General features: G+C 42.8%; 21 protein-coding genes. 13 read left to right on the top strand and 8 right to left on the bottom strand.

The window, feature by feature from the left end; genetic code table 11:
• Positions 1–207: 207 nt before the first annotated feature.
• The 8 genes from MHN30_RS11755 to MHN30_RS11720 form a co-directional block, all read right to left on the bottom strand.
• Positions 208–519: a cupin domain-containing protein gene (locus tag MHN30_RS11755; protein WP_239359734.1), complete on the bottom strand. Its 312-nt coding sequence runs from the start codon at positions 517–519 to the stop codon at positions 208–210.
• 119 nt (positions 520–638) lie between these two features.
• Positions 639–1,235, bottom strand: a complete 597-nt coding sequence (locus MHN30_RS11750; RefSeq protein ID WP_174169610.1) for a hypothetical protein — start codon at positions 1,233–1,235, stop codon at positions 639–641.
• Positions 1,236–1,380: 145 nt separating this feature from the next.
• Positions 1,381–1,539 (bottom strand): hypothetical protein, encoded by a 159-nt coding sequence (locus tag MHN30_RS11745; RefSeq protein ID WP_174169609.1) that lies wholly within the window; start codon positions 1,537–1,539, stop codon positions 1,381–1,383.
• Positions 1,536–1,700 (bottom strand): hypothetical protein, encoded by a 165-nt coding sequence (locus MHN30_RS11740; protein WP_239359733.1) that lies wholly within the window; start codon positions 1,698–1,700, stop codon positions 1,536–1,538. Before MHN30_RS11740 ends, MHN30_RS11745 begins: the two co-directional genes overlap by 4 nt.
• Before the next feature lie 12 nt (positions 1,701–1,712).
• Positions 1,713–2,090, bottom strand: a complete 378-nt coding sequence (locus MHN30_RS11735; RefSeq protein WP_239359732.1) for a helix-turn-helix transcriptional regulator — start codon at positions 2,088–2,090, stop codon at positions 1,713–1,715.
• A gap of 601 nt (positions 2,091–2,691) precedes the next feature.
• Complete coding sequence (locus MHN30_RS11730) at positions 2,692–3,060, bottom strand: VOC family protein (protein WP_239359731.1); 369 nt, start codon at positions 3,058–3,060, stop codon at positions 2,692–2,694.
• A 139-nt stretch (positions 3,061–3,199) separates the two neighbouring features.
• On the bottom strand, positions 3,200–4,012 hold the full coding sequence (locus tag MHN30_RS11725) for a response regulator transcription factor (RefSeq protein WP_239359730.1): 813 nt from the start codon (positions 4,010–4,012) through the stop codon (positions 3,200–3,202).
• A gap of 79 nt (positions 4,013–4,091) precedes the next feature.
• The gene (locus tag MHN30_RS11720; RefSeq protein ID WP_239359729.1) at positions 4,092–4,967 is read right to left on the bottom strand and encodes a trypsin-like serine protease; all 876 of its coding nucleotides are present in this window, start codon (positions 4,965–4,967) and stop codon (positions 4,092–4,094) included.
• Between the two features lie 402 nt (positions 4,968–5,369).
• Here MHN30_RS11720 and MHN30_RS11715 point away from each other — a divergent pair, with 402 nt between their 5' ends.
• From MHN30_RS11715 to MHN30_RS11655, 13 genes are all read left to right on the top strand, one after another.
• The gene (locus MHN30_RS11715; protein WP_239359728.1) at positions 5,370–5,864 is read left to right on the top strand and encodes a hypothetical protein; all 495 of its coding nucleotides are present in this window, start codon (positions 5,370–5,372) and stop codon (positions 5,862–5,864) included.
• 5 nt (positions 5,865–5,869) lie between these two features.
• A complete protein-coding gene (locus MHN30_RS11710; protein WP_099029860.1) occupies positions 5,870–6,196 on the top strand; it encodes a hypothetical protein in 327 nt (108 codons plus the stop codon).
• 261 nt (positions 6,197–6,457) lie between these two features.
• Complete coding sequence (locus tag MHN30_RS11705; protein WP_239359726.1) at positions 6,458–7,876, top strand: MFS transporter; 1,419 nt, start codon at positions 6,458–6,460, stop codon at positions 7,874–7,876.
• Positions 7,877–7,986: 110 nt separating this feature from the next.
• Positions 7,987–8,625, top strand: coding sequence for a thermostable hemolysin (locus MHN30_RS11700; RefSeq protein WP_239359724.1), 639 nt, complete (start codon positions 7,987–7,989; stop codon positions 8,623–8,625).
• Entirely contained in the window at positions 8,618–10,093 is a 1,476-nt protein-coding gene (locus MHN30_RS11695) for an AMP-binding protein (RefSeq protein WP_239359722.1), read from the top strand. Before MHN30_RS11700 ends, MHN30_RS11695 begins: the two co-directional genes overlap by 8 nt.
• A gap of 13 nt (positions 10,094–10,106) precedes the next feature.
• Positions 10,107–10,790 carry an iron-containing redox enzyme family protein gene (locus tag MHN30_RS11690; RefSeq protein ID WP_039496368.1) on the top strand — a complete coding sequence of 228 codons (684 nt, stop codon included), beginning with the start codon at positions 10,107–10,109 and terminating at the stop codon, positions 10,788–10,790.
• Positions 10,790–11,581, top strand: coding sequence for an SDR family oxidoreductase (locus tag MHN30_RS11685; protein WP_239359717.1), 792 nt, complete (start codon positions 10,790–10,792; stop codon positions 11,579–11,581). Before MHN30_RS11690 ends, MHN30_RS11685 begins: the two co-directional genes overlap by 1 nt.
• Positions 11,578–12,234 (top strand): hypothetical protein, encoded by a 657-nt coding sequence (locus MHN30_RS11680; RefSeq protein WP_045963623.1) that lies wholly within the window; start codon positions 11,578–11,580, stop codon positions 12,232–12,234. The genes MHN30_RS11685 and MHN30_RS11680 overlap by 4 nt, the downstream gene beginning before the upstream one ends.
• Positions 12,231–12,893 carry a response regulator gene (locus MHN30_RS11675; RefSeq protein WP_010370238.1) on the top strand — a complete coding sequence of 221 codons (663 nt, stop codon included), beginning with the start codon at positions 12,231–12,233 and terminating at the stop codon, positions 12,891–12,893. Before MHN30_RS11680 ends, MHN30_RS11675 begins: the two co-directional genes overlap by 4 nt.
• Entirely contained in the window at positions 12,893–14,224 is a 1,332-nt protein-coding gene (locus MHN30_RS11670) for an ATP-binding protein (protein ID WP_130165752.1), read from the top strand. Before MHN30_RS11675 ends, MHN30_RS11670 begins: the two co-directional genes overlap by 1 nt.
• Positions 14,211–14,570: a cupredoxin domain-containing protein gene (locus MHN30_RS11665; RefSeq protein WP_039496375.1), complete on the top strand. Its 360-nt coding sequence runs from the start codon at positions 14,211–14,213 to the stop codon at positions 14,568–14,570. The genes MHN30_RS11670 and MHN30_RS11665 overlap by 14 nt, the downstream gene beginning before the upstream one ends.
• Positions 14,560–15,291: a hypothetical protein gene (locus MHN30_RS11660; RefSeq protein ID WP_130165753.1), complete on the top strand. Its 732-nt coding sequence runs from the start codon at positions 14,560–14,562 to the stop codon at positions 15,289–15,291. Before MHN30_RS11665 ends, MHN30_RS11660 begins: the two co-directional genes overlap by 11 nt.
• On the top strand, positions 15,281–15,988 hold the full coding sequence (locus MHN30_RS11655; protein ID WP_130165754.1) for a hypothetical protein: 708 nt from the start codon (positions 15,281–15,283) through the stop codon (positions 15,986–15,988). The genes MHN30_RS11660 and MHN30_RS11655 overlap by 11 nt, the downstream gene beginning before the upstream one ends.
• The last annotated feature ends 95 nt before the right edge of the window (positions 15,989–16,083 follow it).

The raw sequence follows: 16,083 nt of genomic DNA, 5'->3' as shown, positions 1-16,083 counted from the left end.
TTATTATACCTCTACGTTATTCCCCGTTAGTTTAGTGCAAAGTCATGAGGACATATCTTGGAATGTGCAGGATTATAGCTACTCACCGCTCACTATTGGCACATATGCGGCTCTTAGATTTGATTGAATCCTATCAATCGGGTCTGACAGTTCAAGTTTAGACCTATCCAGTTTAACGGATATCGGTGTTTAACACCGACCCAAACCTTATACGCTACCTTCTGATTCTATGACCAAAATTCTCGCCTCGCCACGAGGATGGGCAACATGCTCAGTGCCAATTGACGCATAAAAAATATCACCAGTTTGCAATAGGGCTGATTGCTCAACGCCATTCTCTTTGTAAAACATGTCAACCTCGCCATCTAACACGACAAAGACTTCTTCACCGTCATTAACATGCCACTTATAAGGCTGATCAGTCCAATGCAGGCGGGTTGTAATACCATTCATATTGGCGATGTCTTTTGCGCCCCAAGCGCGTTGTGCTATGAATGTTTTGCTTCTAATTATTTCCATGATGCTTCCAGCTAACTATATGGTCTAAACCCATAATGACTCCCGTGCTGCGTTTAGTAGAGTAATGAGTCCTATGTGGGAGCCATTACTCTACTGTTTTTATATCGTGAGTAAGACACTTAACCTAAGCGTTTTTTGGCGTTTCTTTTCTCTTCCATCGCTCGCATTTTCCTAATGGCCCAGCCATCAATGGTCATAATAAATAAGATTAGTATTAGCAAATATGTAAGGGCTGTTACTATTAAAGGATATGAGTCGTACAGTAAACGAATTGGAATAGCCAAGCTTTCTGAGAGGCCTATCAATTCTGGATGCCTAAGAATATGTTCACCAATCATTCCAAGGCAGAGTATGGCGACAAAGCCATAAATATACGAGATCGCAATTTGTTCTTTGGCTGTATTATTGTTATTGAAAACTGTGAATGAAAGCGAGGTGACTTTTTGTACCCAACTAACTATAGATAATCGATATGTAATTAGTAAAACGGGAAGCAAATTCAGTATAAAAAGTGCAAATTGAAATGTAATGACGTCCCAAGGCAAAAAAGGTCTTATAATTAGGTCGGCCAGCTTAGTTGAAAACATCACTAGTACCAGATAGACTCGATGACCGTCTTTACGATTGGCTACAATAACTGCAATAAGAAGTGTGAAAAACACTATTTCAGTGATAGCGAGCCTTGGACTATCAAAAATATTCAATACATATTCCATGTTCACGCTCTACGTTGAGATTGAGCTTCTGGACTTTCTGTCTTGGTGGCATTTGCCGATTGAGGATCCCCACCCTGAATTCCACCTCCATTGACTCCTGCTGATACATTTTTACATTGTTTTTTAGTCAATTTTGTAAAGTTTCTCATTGTTTTAATCTCTCCAAGGTGAGCGTGTGAGTTGATAATTGTAGAGTAGTATTATTTGTATCATCATAAGGAACACCACCTTTTACTCCACCACCGGCAACTCCACCTGAGATTTGTTTACATTGTTGGGTCGTTAATTTTGTGTAATGATTCATTGCTTAAACCTCTCCATGGTAAGGATGTTGACTGATGGCTGTGGGATTGAACTCTTTGCGACATTATAAGGGTCACCGCCGACATCACCACCTCCTCCTACACCACCGGAAATTTGCTTACATTGCCATGCTTTTAAATTTTTTTGTTGGTTTTTACGCATGCAGTTCATCGCTTAGCGGTCTCCATCGTCTAGCTTATCTAAAAATTGTTGGCGTTCCTCTTTCGAAACCGAACTGAGTAACGATTTTAAGTATCGCACAGTAGCTGGGTTTAGTAACAGTACTCTAGCAGGGTTTTGTTTTACTTTATGTTTTTTAGCCAAATACTTGTTTACACACTCCTCATAAGCACCATTAGAAGGTTTGCAATATTCGTTTTCCCAATTACTGATTGTTTGGTGAGAGACACCCATATTTAAGAACTTAGCAAAACCTCGAAGACTAAGGCCGAGCGATAAACGCATGTAGAGAATATTTTCACCACTGAACTTAGAGCCAATTAAGCTAAGATCTTCGATCATTTTCGTCTTGCCTTTTTCCTGCTCTGTCATCGTCCTTGCCAAATTTATGAATGGGTGAATATGTATAATTGTGAAATTTATGTTTCTTACTGTCAATGTTTTATTTTTAACTGTAACCACTATGAATCGTCAAACACATTGGACAAAAGCTCATATATTCTCTTACTTCTAGAGCATGTGATAATTATTAGTGCAGGTGAGTGCAATATGCGTTCAAGTATTCATAAGACTATTTATTCACACTTTTTTAATTTTTAAGATGGTGAGCGATGAAGGAACAAACTCAGAAAGTAAAACCAAAAGAATCATACTTTAAGTTGCTGTACATCATGCTAAGCGGGCAATGCAATTACTTTAGTCTTGAGCGAAAACATGCAAATCTTCACTGCCCTTTATGTGCACTTCGAAGAGGTCATACTCGAGGGCACAATAATGATTAATCAAAGTCAACCAACAGAAAGACGGGAAAAAGTAGTAAAGCCCAAAGCGGCGCAAAAACAGCACTATCCAAGCAAAGTATTATGGGATAAGCGAATATGGCAAACTTACCTCTGTTAAAAATTAAACTCTGCTTATGGGCAGAGTTATATCGCAAGTATTAACTTATTCCAATTACCATGAAAGCGCGAATTCACTTTGGTGAGTGCAGACCTAAGCGATTACCTTCTGTATCTAAAAATAACGCGAAGAAGCCGCTTTCGTCTGCATGTGGGGTTTTGGGGGTCAGTATTTTCCCACCGTTTTCTTCTACTTTTGATAGCACCAGCTGTAAATCTTCACCCGCGTTTAAATACAGAGTGACGCCAGTGCTGGAAGGAGTGCAACCTTCACTTTGAACAATCACACCTACGGTAGATTGCCCTTCGTACGGGAAGAGTGCCATTGTCATTTCAAACATATCTATGGTTTCAATGGAGACCGCAAAAATGCGGCTGTAGAACTTTACGGCGCGGGTTAAGTCGGTTGCTGGAATTTCAAAAATTGATGCAAAGCTGTGCATGTTATCGTCCTTATTTTCTATGTGGGTCGGCTAGCTATTGGTGACTAGGTTGGTGTTTACTGGGCTCGTTTAAGGCTCAACGAGTTCAACTTTAAGATAGCGTGGGGAGACAACAATTAATTGTAAAAAAGCGACAGGACTATTTATAGAAAAGCCGTGAAAGCGTCATGCCTTCGTCATCGAGAAACGCTCGCGGGTTTACCCCTGTGAGTGCTTTAAAGTCCTTAATAAAGTGAGACTGATCATAATAATTGCTTTTGTACGCGATGTTGGTGAAGTTATCTTCACGATTTATGAGGAGTGTTAAAGCGCTTTGCAAGCGTACAAGTTTACTTAAATGTTTTGGACTAATACCGACAAGATCTAAAAACTTCCGCTCTAGTTGGCGCCTTTTGTTGGGATTTGATTTGGTGATTGCATTAACAGATATATCGCCATTTTGTGCAAAGATAATGTCTACCGTTGTTTTTACAATGTGCTCAATTGTCTGCGGGTCGCTCAGCTTGTGAAGGAGAAAGGCCTCTAAAATCTCAATCCTTTGGTTTGTGTTTCGCGCTTGGATGATATCACTTTCAAGCTTTGTGGCCTCATCTGGCTTAAATAGCTCGTAAATCGATGTTTCTTGATTTTTTAAGCTCTTTATAGGTTTCGAAATAAAGTGGGAAAAGGCATAAGGAAAAAAGCTGGCTGCAAAGGTGTGAACGTATCCGGTTGGTTGAATATAAAAAGGAGAAACGGTTTGGCCAAGTACCATTGCGCGCGGTTGCAATATGTATTCATGTTCTGATGTATAGCGCTTAATATCGTCGCCCAATATAAAGGCCAGCTCAATGCAGCCGTCGGGGACAATACGTTGCTTTGCGGCATTTTTATCTGCAGTAATTTCCAGTGTCCAAAAGCAATTGATAAATGAGGACAAATTTTCACTAGGTAAAAATTTTTCGTAATCCATAAAGTCTCCGTATCTAGCTATGGACACTGGTAAATTTAGCAACCGTTTTATGATCTGCTTTTTAGACGCGCTATACTTGCTACTGACCTTTATTGATATGCTTATTTATCCAATCTTGGTAATAAGATACACGCGTTAATACTGCTGTTGAACCGTATTTTCCTAAAGTATAATTTTCCAAATCGCCTTCAATTTCTCGCCACGCTGCCAATCCAACCAATACTGGTGTTGAGCCTTGATAAATGATTGCTGCGCCGCCGCTATCTCCAGAGCCTATGGTGCCTTCTAACGGTAGCGCATCGGCTCCTTGTTCGAAGGTAAATCTGAGCCAGTGGGCTTTTGCTTCTGTGATCACGTTGTTGTAAACATGCATTTGATAGTCGTCTTGAGTGAACGCCCAATCTGAAAAAAATTTGGTGACTTGATACCATGCATAGGTCGTTAGGCTTGGTCCCTCAGAGTCGTGCTCTTCACCCGTTACCCCCGTTCCGATAGCGCCGCGACCAAACCCAGTTATTTCCATGCCTAACTCTTCATTTCCCTCATATATAGCGATGGGTTGAATGTGTGTTACTGGCTTGCTTAAGCGAATTAATGCAATGTCTTTGGCGTTATTTAGCTGCTCCATAAGCGGTGTCGGGTCGCCTTCACTCCAATCACCTTCTACCTTTTTGTAATCCGGATGAATAATGATTTGTGCAATTTGATTTTCAACACCATGCACCATGATAGGTTTGTCTTGATAGTCATACATAAACGTATAAATGACGTGAGCTGGTGCCAATAACCAATGCTTATCGATTAACACCGAACCGCCTTGGAATGGCATATCAACATAAAACTGCGGAATGCTGTTAACCTTATACAAGTCAGGGTCAACATCATGTCTTTTGACAACCGCATGGTTCTGAAAAGAGGCAAACATGAGCAAAAAAATGGCAAGGTATTTCATCATTATTCCTTATTTATTATATTGTTATTATTTCCAAAGTGGCCAATAAATCATCATACTGAAACTTTCTTTTCAATGCATCAATAAATGTACCTATTTTCATACGATGCTCTCCTTTAAAAACATCTGTACGTTCACCAGATTAAAAGAAATAAAAACAAATGGTTATTGTCATGCTATGACGCCAAAAATATTGCAAATTAGTTCGGAAACATGATTGATAAGAAGTGTGACTGGTGCAATCAAGTTTGTGAGGTAACAGCATTAAGGTAAAGTTAATTTACGTGATCATAGCATGTCAAACTTAAGATTTTTGTAATCAAGGGTGAGTTATTGATTGAGGAAAGTCAGTAACTCGTTAACCTAGCGCTATACTATTTTTAATCAATTTAAAGGAGTAATGTTATGATAAGGACCGTATTTACACTCATTTTTTTCTTTTGGGCAACCAGTCTTAGCGCTCAAGAGTTGATCCTATCGAGGGTCATCAAGTTAAATGTCGACTCACCTATTATTATTTCGCATGTATCTGAAACGTTAGTGTTGACGTTTGAAGATAATAAGTTGCTTCACGAAACGTTAGATCCGAAAAGATTTATACCTGCTGTTGATTTATCTGGGCATGAACATCAATTTATACGGAGTTTGTTTGAGGTCGATTCAAGAATGAAATTGCCAGCTTGGCTCCAGGTACTTTCAGAAGAGATCGCAAACTCTTTTCCAATACAGAATGTTCAGCAGAAATCAATTGACGATATTACGATATTTAGTAGTTACAACAAAGAGGAAGCGCATGGAATAGTGTTTGTTCTTGAAGCACAAGTCATTCATAAAATAGAGGTTTTTGGACAACAAATACAGTTTCAAAATGTGGTAAACAAAATAGTTAAAAGGAGTTAGTAATCATGGCATTAAGTGATAAAGAAAAAGACAATTTGAGAACTTTTCTCTCAAGCCTTTATGGAGCACAAGTAGACAGCTGGGATATAAACGACGCTGTGTTTGATCAAACTGTTAAAATGCTGCAACAGTCAAAGAAGTGTTCCGATTTGATGGATTTGGTGCCTAGGCCAATGACCATAGGACAATCCCCAATTAATTATATTAAAAAGTCTGCGCGAGAGTTGTTACTCAGAAAACTAAAAAATGAAAAGCAACATTATAAAGTATGCGTGAGCGCAGTTGCGGTAAAGACAAAATCAAAAATGCATATGGCCGCAATGGGGTTGTAAAACTGCTTTAATCTCAAAGCACCAACACAGTGTCATTTCGGTAGTTGCAAATAAAGAAATGACACTTGATCCACTCTTCATTATTTTTCGTTACTTTATCTAAAAAATATCAAACTCCTCTTGTCGCTAACCTTATTAATGAGTTGTCAAAAACCTAATTCATACAAAATGTGTGGGCTCCAGCCACACTTGACCTCAAGTTCACTTGAAGTAGTACAGTCACCACTTATTAGCATGGCGCAATGGTAGGAGTGGTAACGCATGTTAGAAGATACGGTAAATACAGAGGATCAAACTGCTCTGGGGGCCGGACAAAAGCGGGTGTTGTTCAGCTTGGCTGTGGTACTCATTTTGCCAACGCTTGGCATGAGTAGTATCAATGTCTTGTTGCCAACACTTGCTGAGGAGTTTGGCGTGGGGCAGGCATTGGTGAATTGGGTCGTTGTGGCATATTTACTTTCGCTTACCGCGTTTATTCTTGGTGCTGGCGCTGTTGGAGATAGTGTTGGCCGAAAAAGGGCACTTCGCATTGGAATCAGCGTCTTTTGTGTGGGCTCCATTGTCGCTGGGCTGAGCGTAAATCTTTGGATGTTGATTGCTGCTAGACTGTTTCAAGGCATTGGCGCTGCGCTGTTATTATCTCAAGTATTTGCACTGGCAAGCGTTGCGATGCCAAAGCGTAAAGTTGGACTTGCAATGGGGCTACTCGGTACTACTGCTGCGATTGGCACGGCACTGGGGCCATTGCTAAGTGGCGCAATGCTAGAGTGGTTATCATGGCATTTCACTTTTTGGTTGATGATATTGCTTGGTGGTGCAGCTTACTTTTTAATAGCAAGATTTCTGCCTGATGATGTCGCAAATCCACCTGAGCCGCAGCGTTTTGATGTTATTGGAAGTGTGTGGCTGTCGGCGTCATGCCTATTTTATGTGTTGGCTATGCCATCGAGTAGTTCGTTTAGTCTTGTCTTACATAGCATATTTTTCTTCTTTTCTGTGGTTTTTATCTACTGTTTTGTACAAAGTCAAAAGCGTGCTCAATTTCCACTTGTGAGTTTGGCTTTTCTGAAACACAAGTTACGCAACACCTCATTAATCGTGAGCTTTATAGTTGATGCCATCGCAATGTCGACATTAGTTGTCGGGCCTTTTTATCTCACTTATGCGTTAGGGCTAAGCCCGGTTACGGTTGGTCTTATTGTGTCTATTGGACCTTGTATTGCTGCTGTCGCTGGTTATCCGTCAGGCGAGGTGGTTGATCATTTTGGTATCGCGTTTGCCATGTTTTTGGGCTTGCTGATGATCCTCATTGGGACAATTAGCTTTGCAATCCTACCTTCATTATCTGGACTTTATGGCTATGTTGTGGCGTTATTTGTGTTAACTCCCGGAAGGCAGTTGTTTCTAGCGGCTCACCATACCTTTGTGATGACGACAGTAGCCGAAAAAGAAAAGGGCATGGGGTCAGGGCTCATTAATTTATGTAAAAACTTAGGGCTAATGACTGGAGCCTCATTACTTGGTGGTGTATTTAGTGTGTTGTTGCAGGTAAAGAGTGCGGCCTTGGCAAGCTCCGCACAACTCAATATGGCATTTTCACTGACTTTCTTACTCGCTGCACTGTTTATTTTGGTATCGCTCGTTGCCTTATTTGTGATTAGCCGAAAGCAAGCGTTTTAAAAGTAGAATGCGTATCTCGAAAAATTTTTTCGTCCTTTTTTCAAACTTAAGGTTTTCTTAATTTTCGCTTTTTAAAGTTTTTACATCAGAACAGGAAAGGTGTGAAAACGATGGGCGAAGCACTACAAGCAACAAACTCACAAAGTCGTCTTAGATGGGCAAACAAGACGTGCGGCGCGCGTGCTGAATTGGAGCACGCTATCCACGGTGGTTTTGCCCATGCTTTTGGCGCTGACATTCATGAGTATTATCCCCTTTTAAGCCATTTAAACTACCGTCAAAGCGATTGCTTTTTAGGTCTTAGATTTGCAGCCAAAGACGCATTATTTGTGGAGCAGTATCTTAATCGTCCGGTAGAGCAGTGTCTCTCAACGGTTTCAGAGCGTAATCATATCGCAGAACTTGGCAATTTGTTCTCAACAGGCCGAATGGCAACGTTAAGCCACTTTATTGTACTGACTCAAGCACTGCTTGAGAGTGACATCCGCTACTTGGTGTTTACGGCAACCAAACAAGTGCGTGCATTGATGAAGTTATGCCAAGTCGAGGTTAACAAGATTTCTTTGGCACACGGCACTATCGCTTCAGCCAAAGATTATGGCAGCTATTACCAATGTGCTCCTATGGTTTGTTCGGTCGATTTACATCAAGCCCAGCAGGTGATCACAAACACTGAAATGTATCAACACTTACTACAAGGACTCGAGGTGGAAATCGCGAGCTTAAAAGAGGCATTTTTATATGTGTGATTTCTTAAAAAAACTGCCACATCAAGACAGTGATGTGATTTTACAACAAGGGCAAACTCGTCTCACTTTTGCTGAGGTAAAGTCTTACACGCAAGCTTTGGCAGAGCGCTTTATTGTGATGAGTGGCGAGAGTGTTGCGGTTTCGTTAGACAACTCTATCGCTTGGTTATTGGTAGATTTTGCACTATTACAAGCGAATAAAGTGTCTATTCCAGTACCTCATTTCTTTACCACAGCACAAGTTGAACACACCCTTGAGCAGTCAAAAGCAAACTGGTTGATCAGCGATACCAAGCTTGAAAATAGCGCTGAATTTTCGGTGTTGGATGTCTATGGTCAAGCAATCTATGTATATCAAACTAGGTACGAAAGCACGGGAACCTATTTTCCTAAAACGCAAAAGATCACTTATACCTCAGGTTCAACAGGCGCACCAAAAGGCGTATGTCTGTCGGTTGAAAACCAGCTTGTCGTGGCGAGCAGTTTATGCGAAACCATCGCACTTAATCGGCCTAAGCACTTGTGTTTATTACCGCTACCTGTGTTGCTAGAAAACATCGCGGGTGTGTATGCGCCGCTACTGAGTGGTGGCATGGTTGAAGTAACCGAACTAGCGTCGCTAGGCTTTTCGGGCAGCCAGTTGCTATATCCACAAAAGTTGCTGCAAAAGATAAGTGAAGTACAACCAAATAGCTTAATTTTAGTGCCTGAGCTGCTGCGTTGCCTGCTAAGTGCCACGCAGCAAGGATGGCAACCCCCTGCAAGTTTACGCTTTATTGCAGTCGGTGGCGCGAAAGTTGACACTGAACTGCTACAGCAAGCTAAACAGCTGGGCTTACCTGTGTTTCAAGGGTATGGACTTTCCGAGTCGGGGTCTGTTGTTGCACTGAATACTGGTGAGCAAGATGGTAGCGTCGGTAAGTTACTGCCTCATATTCAGGCACGTATTGTGGCAGATGAGTTAGAGATCAAAGGGAATAACTTTTTAGGTTACTTGGGCGGCGAAGCGATAGCCCAAGATGCGTGGTTAAAAACCGGCGATAGAGTGTCGAAGCGTGAGCAGCATTTTGTCATTGAAGGCCGGCTAAAAAATCTTCTGATCAATAGCTTTGGACGCAATATTTCTCCCGAGTGGCCGGAGTCCGTTTTGCTTGCCTATGTACCTTTACTGCAATGCGTTGTGGTGGGTGATGGCAAGCCATTTTTAACGACGCTTATTTATACACCGACACAACTAACAGCAGCTGTGATTGACAACGCCATTGAACTTGCCAACCAGCAACTCCCTGATTACGCAAAAATAAAACGTTATGTGCGCGTAGATGAAGCCTTTTCGGTAGGTAACGGCATGCTTACCGCGAACGGTAGACCTAAACGCGACGTGATTTTAGCTAATTTCGCGCAGCAAATTTCAGCGCTTTACTCCCAGAATCAATACGAAGCGGCAGAGTCCGTAGCTTCGGTTTAAAAGGAAAACGACAATGAGCAACTTTTACCAAACCCTACAATCAGAAACGGAACAAGCGCGCCAATATCTACTAAGCGCACCAATTATTCATGATGTTTTTCATGGTCAGATCACCAAAGGCCAATACGTTTCATTTTTACAGCAGGCGTTTCATCACGTAAAGCACACAGTACCACTCCTTATGGCGTGTGGCGCAAGGCTTGATGACAGTAAAGAATGGTTGCGAGAAGCAATAGGGCATTACATCGAAGAAGAAATGGGACACCAAGAGTGGATCCTTAATGATATTGCCGCCTGTGGTGTGGATAAAGAGGTAATACGTCATAGCATGCCAAGCTTCGCAACTGAAATGATGGTGTCTTATGCGTACGACAGTATCGCTCGTAAACACCCATTGAGCTTTTTTGGCATGGTTAATGTGCTTGAGGGCACTTCCATCGCACTTGCCGATGATGCAGCTCGTCAAATTGCGAATAAACTTGGTCTGCCTCGTAGCGCATTTTCCTATTTAACATCTCATGGCGCGTTAGATGTTGAGCATATTGACTTTTTTGCAGGGCTGATGAACAAGATCAGCTGTGAAAAAGAGCAAGCGATCATTATTCACAGCGCTAAACAGTTTTATCGCTTGTACGGCGACATATTCCGCAATATTGAAGCGGTGCCTGCAGGTGTTGAATTTGCGGAGGTAGGCTGATGAAAGCAACAAAACTTGCCGTTATCACTGGGGCATCTCGGGGGATCGGCCGAGCCATTAGTAAACAGTTGGCCATGCATAATTGGCGTTGTTTGCTGATTGGTCGAGACAGCGAAAAATTAAAGCAGGTGATAGCAGGGTTATCCGGAGAACACGATTATCTTGCTTTGGATATCACCGCTGAGGACGCTGCGACACAAATCGCGAGAAAAGCGGCGACTATGGGTGGGGTTGACTTACTCGTCAACAACGCGGGCATTAATACCATGGCTGGGTTTGCTGAAATTTTACCAACTGACTTGAAAAAGCAGATGGAGACGAATTTATTGGCGCCCATGCTAGTTAGTCAAGCCTGTTTACCACAACTGATCTCAAGTCATGGCACCATAGTTAACGTAGGTTCAGCGTTTGGTTCTATCGGCTTTCCATACCAAAGCAGTTATTGCGCAAGCAAGTTCGGTTTGCGTGGTTTTACAGAGGCACTGACGCGGGAACTCGATAACCAAGTAGCGGTTAAATATCTCGCGCCACGCGCAACCACAACTGAAATGAATGACGACCGCGCGACAGCTGTAAACCATGCACTAGGCAATCAGATGGACTCGCCAGAGGTCGTCGCACAAGCTTTTATGAAATTGCTCCATAGCAACACCAAACGTGCTGCCATTGGTTTTCCTGAAAGGTTTTTTGCGAGACTTAATGGCTTGTTACCAGAGCTCGTTGATAACGCATTAATCAAAAAAGTGAAAACCATCCAAACCATTTTTTCCACTAAGGAGTCATTACGATGAACGCACTAAAAACCTTGTTAGCTTCAGCAACATTACTGGTATTCAGTCAAGGTGCTTGGGCTGCATTTGACGATGATCTTAGCCAAGTCCAAACTAAATGGGCAATGGTAAATTATGAAACCGAGGGCGATGCCCAAGAAAAAGCATTTGAAGAATTGGTTAAGCAGTGCGTGGCATTTGTTGAACAATATCCAGATCGCGCTGAAGCTTACATCTGGCGTGGTATTGTGCAGTCGAGCTTTGCAGGAGCGAAAGGTGGCTTGGGGGCGCTTGGTCTTGCCAAAGATGCGAAAGCCTCATTCGAAAAAGCCATTGAACTTGATAAAAACGCACTGTCTGGTTCTGCATTAACGAGTTTAGGCACGCTCTATGCTCAGGTCCCAGGCTGGCCAATTGGGTTTGGCAGCGATAAAAAGGCGAAAAAGCTGTTCCAAGAATCATTAGCGATCAATCCGGCAGGAATTGATGTAAACTATTTCTATGCACAGTTTTTATATGACGAACGTGATTATAGTGCTGCACTTGCGCACTTGAAAAAAGCGCAGAATGCGCCAAGTCGTCCAGGTAGAGAAAAAGCCGATGAATACCGCCAAGAAGAAGTGGCACAGCTATTGGCGAAAGTCGAAAAAAAGCTAAAAAGAAGGAATAAATGAGGCTATTACTTGTAGAAGACGATGAGCTACTGGCACAGGGGCTCATCGCATCACTCAAAAAAGAAGGGTATGCCATCGAGCACGCGCCGACGCAAAGACAAGCAATCAGTTTTGTTGAATCTGGTGAATTTGAGCTGGTGGTGCTTGACCTAGGTCTACCCGACGGAGATGGTTTGGCGGTACTCAAGGCGCTGAAAAAAACCAAATCGCAAACTGCTGTGCTCATTCTAACGGCAAGAAATAGTCTTGATGATAAGATTGCAGGATTGGATTTAGGGGCTGATGACTATTTGGCTAAGCCGTTTGAGCCTAAAGAACTGTTTGCGCGTTTACGGGTGATTGGTCGACGCTTCACCAAACAAGTGAGCAGCACGTTGAGCTGCAACGATGTCGTGTTAGATCTCGCCAGTCACGAGGTGCTTGTAAGCGGTAGCGCTCAAGAATTACCTCGTAAAGAATATATGCTACTCAAGGCGCTGATGGAAAACAGCGGCCGTGTGCTGTCTAAAACTCAGTTAGAATCTAAGCTCTATGATTGGGGAGAAGCTTTAGGCTCTAATGCTATTGAGGTACATATTCACCACCTCCGCAAGAAAATGCCCGATGGATTTATCAAAACGCTGCGTGGCATTGGCTATGTGGTTGGCAAGGGGGCTTAGTGGGCACGAAAAGCTCGCTTGGAGGTGCTTCAATAACGAGAAAGTTGACCCTAATTTTAGTGTCAGCTTTGGTGCTGACTGCATCCATGGCGCTACTACGGGGTTATCACTCCAGCATGGCGATGGCACAAACACAATTAGACAGCCATTTAGAGTCCATCGCAACACTCGTTAATGCTCAAGTTACTGCGACTACCTTGCCCAGTGGTGCGGGTAACAACGCATTTTACTTTTTAGTGCTTGAGCACAATCAAGTTGTTGCGGGTAGTGAGCTACTTGCTAAGTACAAGAACAAGCTTAAATATCATGCTGGGTTTAGCACCCAAAATGTGGGGGCGACTAGACTCAGAACCTTCAGTGAAGCGTTTGGCGAAAGGCAAATACTGGTGGCTGAGCCAGTACAAAAGCGTTTTGCCCTTGCTGAAGGTATGATTGTCTCAGCAATGACGCCATTGGTGGTGATTATGCCGTTTCTTGCGGTGTTTATTGCATGGATTATTTATACGGCGTTAAAACCTTTACGAGATCTTTCTAAAGAGCTTAGACGACGTAACCCCAAAGACTTTACACAGCTGGCAGTGCAAAGCGACAAAGCGGAAGTGGCAATCGTTATCGCGACACTAAATGACCTCTTTCAAAAGGTTGAAGTCGCGTATCTCAAAGAGCGTTATTTTGCTTCCGATGCCGCTCATGAGTTAAAAACACCGATCGCAAGCTTAAAAATTCATCTTCATAATTTAACGCATGATACTAAGCATCCCAGTGCCACTGCTATGTCAAAAGGGCTTGAGCAGCTAAACCATGTGGTTGAACAAATGCTGACGTTAGCGCGTACAGAGCCAGAACTGTGGCATAAGCAATTTGCGCAGCAAGACTTAGTGGCATTAACTCAAGACTTGATTGCTAACTGTTACCCGAGAATTGAACAAAAATCACAAAATATCAGCTTAGAAGCGTCAGAAGCGACCTTAGAGGGCTGTGAGTTCACATTAACCACATTATTTTCTAATCTAATTGGTAATGCTAATAAATACACGCCAATTGAAGGTGACATAGAAGTAAAAATTCAGCAGCATGCGCAGCGGGTTGTATGGCAAATCGATGATTCGGGTTGTGGTATGTCGGATGCGGAAATAGAACGAATTTTTGACAGATTTTATCGCGTTGGTGGAGATAAACACCCTTCAGGGGAAAAAGGGGCAGGTTTAGGAATGGCGATAGTCAATCATATAATTGCAATTTATCATGCAGATATCTCTTTTGCTCGTAGTCATTTAGGCGGGCTTAGAGTTTGTGTAAATTTACCGAGGGGGCTGGATGCTAAGGACTAAGGTCTCTTCGCTGTCTTTCGCGCTTGGTTTGCCTTTGGCGACCTGTAGTTTCGCCTTGTGGGCGGAAGAAAGTTATACCATTATTCTTAAAAATCATTTATTTACACCAGCACACGTTGAGGTACCTGCAAATCGTAAAGTAAAGCTCATCATCGAAAATCAAGACCCTCAGGTTGAAGAGTTTGACAGTTTTGATCTTAATCGTGAAAAAGTGCTTTTTCCGAACCGTAAAAGTGTGATTTATATCGGCCCGCTAGCACCCGGTGAATATAGTTTTTTTGGTGAATTTTCACCAAATACAGCACAAGGTATCGTTATCGTGAAGGAGCCAAACAATGCTTCTTAATGCGGTGGTGGTGAGCGTGAACCAATTATTACCAGTAACTGTACTTTGGGTACTATTAGCACAATGTACCAATGCTGCTTTACCACTTAAAACGACACTCATCGCGTTGAGTACGGGGCTAGTCGGCTGTTTTGGCATATGGTTTTTGGGTGGAGAAATAGCCTCGAGTTTTGATTATCGCGGGTTCGAGTTATTGCAAATAGGACTACTACTCAGTTTATTTTGCTTAATGATTGCAACAAAACGCACCGGACATACGGCACTTGCAGCCTTGGCCTTTGGACTAGCCGTGGTACTGTACTTGCACCATTTGGCAAGCTTTGCGTTCTCTTATTCAAAGCCAGCGGATGGTCAAACCCTCGCCATTGGCACCTCGCTTGGTGTGGGGATCTGTTTGAGCTTTTCTATTCTACTCTTCTTTTTCCTTGATTGGCTGAAGAGTAAGCACTTACCTTGGTTGTTGCTGTTGTTATTGGCTTTACACGGTGCGAGTAAGGTGTCGATTGCATTGGACTTGGCGCTTCAAGTGGACTTAATTAGTGCCGCCAGACTTGAAATAGACTTGCGACAGATTGTGGACGAACACAGTGTTGTTGGTCGAGTGCTGAGAGTATTAGTGGGGTATGAGGCAACACCAAATGCTGCGACGCTTGCAGGGTTTGGAGGCGCGTTGATTACGTTCTTGGGATGTACATATTGGAGAACAGCGCATGCGAAATAATGTTTTACTCGCGCTGCTGGTGAGTTTTTTTGGGATTGTGGCGTTTAGTGCAAAAGCGGATGGTATGGTGGTGGACAAAGTTTATCATCCATACGTTTTACCGCTTGAACGTGAGTTGGAGTGGCGACTACTATCTCGCCAAACCGAGCAAGGGAATGTGTTGGCACAGCGCTTAGGGCTTGGTTGGAGTCTCACTGAGACAATGACTGTTGAAGGTTATGCCATTGGTGAGCGCGACGATGAGGGCAACTTTGACTTGGCAGCTTACGAGTTAGAGTCGCGGTGGCAATTTGTAGAGCAAGGGCGCTACTGGGCGGATATTGGCATGTTGTTTGAGCTTGAAAAACGCCATAAATTCGATGCCTATGAAGCAACCGCAGGGTTTTTATTTGAGAAGGAATTTGGCCGCACGAGCCTTACCATGAATGCATTTTTGGTGAGGGAGTGGGGTAAAGACATTGAGGATGAATGGGAATCTGAGTTTAGAGCGCAACTGCGCTACCGCTTGTATAGTGCTTTTCAGCCGGCAATTGAAGTCTATGTCGGAGAAGACTTTTTTGGTGTTGGCCCAGGGTTTATCGGACTGCATCGATTCGAAGGTCAAAAACAGCTGAAATGGGAAGCGGGTTTTATTTCGGAGATCAGCCAATCTGGCAAAGATCATAGCTTTAGACTTGCATTGGAATTTGAGTTTTAAGTGTCGCTTTTACTTTGTTTAAATAAAGGGGAGATGCAGCAAAAATGTCATTAGCTTATGGTGCATCTAGCTGCTAACTTTAGAGTCGAACTATA

It is taken from the genome of Pseudoalteromonas sp. OF7H-1 (assembly GCF_022347825.1).
Classification (GTDB): domain Bacteria; phylum Pseudomonadota; class Gammaproteobacteria; order Enterobacterales; family Alteromonadaceae; genus Pseudoalteromonas; species Pseudoalteromonas maricaloris.
This window is presented reverse-complemented; position numbering and strand designations above follow the sequence as displayed.

What these genes read in the sequence shown, in the direction of transcription:
- MHN30_RS11755 (WP_239359734.1), bottom strand. Translation starts at nt 519, where the DNA reads ATGGAAATAATTAGAAGCAAAACATTCATAGCACAACGCGCTTGGGGC.
- MHN30_RS11750 (WP_174169610.1), bottom strand. Translation starts at nt 1,235, where the DNA reads ATGGAATATGTATTGAATATTTTTGATAGTCCAAGGCTCGCTATCACT.
- MHN30_RS11745 (WP_174169609.1), bottom strand. Translation starts at nt 1,539, where the DNA reads ATGAATCATTACACAAAATTAACGACCCAACAATGTAAACAAATCTCA.
- MHN30_RS11740 (WP_239359733.1), bottom strand. Translation starts at nt 1,700, where the DNA reads ATGCGTAAAAACCAACAAAAAAATTTAAAAGCATGGCAATGTAAGCAA.
- MHN30_RS11735 (WP_239359732.1), bottom strand. Translation starts at nt 2,090, where the DNA reads ATGACAGAGCAGGAAAAAGGCAAGACGAAAATGATCGAAGATCTTAGC.
- MHN30_RS11730 (WP_239359731.1), bottom strand. Translation starts at nt 3,060, where the DNA reads ATGCACAGCTTTGCATCAATTTTTGAAATTCCAGCAACCGACTTAACC.
- MHN30_RS11725 (WP_239359730.1), bottom strand. Translation starts at nt 4,012, where the DNA reads ATGGATTACGAAAAATTTTTACCTAGTGAAAATTTGTCCTCATTTATC.
- MHN30_RS11720 (WP_239359729.1), bottom strand. Translation starts at nt 4,967, where the DNA reads ATGATGAAATACCTTGCCATTTTTTTGCTCATGTTTGCCTCTTTTCAG.
- MHN30_RS11715 (WP_239359728.1), top strand. Translation starts at nt 5,370, where the DNA reads ATGATAAGGACCGTATTTACACTCATTTTTTTCTTTTGGGCAACCAGT.
- MHN30_RS11710 (WP_099029860.1), top strand. Translation starts at nt 5,870, where the DNA reads ATGGCATTAAGTGATAAAGAAAAAGACAATTTGAGAACTTTTCTCTCA.
- MHN30_RS11705 (WP_239359726.1), top strand. Translation starts at nt 6,458, where the DNA reads ATGTTAGAAGATACGGTAAATACAGAGGATCAAACTGCTCTGGGGGCC.
- MHN30_RS11700 (WP_239359724.1), top strand. Translation starts at nt 7,987, where the DNA reads ATGGGCGAAGCACTACAAGCAACAAACTCACAAAGTCGTCTTAGATGG.
- MHN30_RS11695 (WP_239359722.1), top strand. Translation starts at nt 8,618, where the DNA reads ATGTGTGATTTCTTAAAAAAACTGCCACATCAAGACAGTGATGTGATT.
- MHN30_RS11690 (WP_039496368.1), top strand. Translation starts at nt 10,107, where the DNA reads ATGAGCAACTTTTACCAAACCCTACAATCAGAAACGGAACAAGCGCGC.
- MHN30_RS11685 (WP_239359717.1), top strand. Translation starts at nt 10,790, where the DNA reads ATGAAAGCAACAAAACTTGCCGTTATCACTGGGGCATCTCGGGGGATC.
- MHN30_RS11680 (WP_045963623.1), top strand. Translation starts at nt 11,578, where the DNA reads ATGAACGCACTAAAAACCTTGTTAGCTTCAGCAACATTACTGGTATTC.
- MHN30_RS11675 (WP_010370238.1), top strand. Translation starts at nt 12,231, where the DNA reads ATGAGGCTATTACTTGTAGAAGACGATGAGCTACTGGCACAGGGGCTC.
- MHN30_RS11665 (WP_039496375.1), top strand. Translation starts at nt 14,211, where the DNA reads ATGCTAAGGACTAAGGTCTCTTCGCTGTCTTTCGCGCTTGGTTTGCCT.
- MHN30_RS11660 (WP_130165753.1), top strand. Translation starts at nt 14,560, where the DNA reads ATGCTTCTTAATGCGGTGGTGGTGAGCGTGAACCAATTATTACCAGTA.
- MHN30_RS11655 (WP_130165754.1), top strand. Translation starts at nt 15,281, where the DNA reads ATGCGAAATAATGTTTTACTCGCGCTGCTGGTGAGTTTTTTTGGGATT.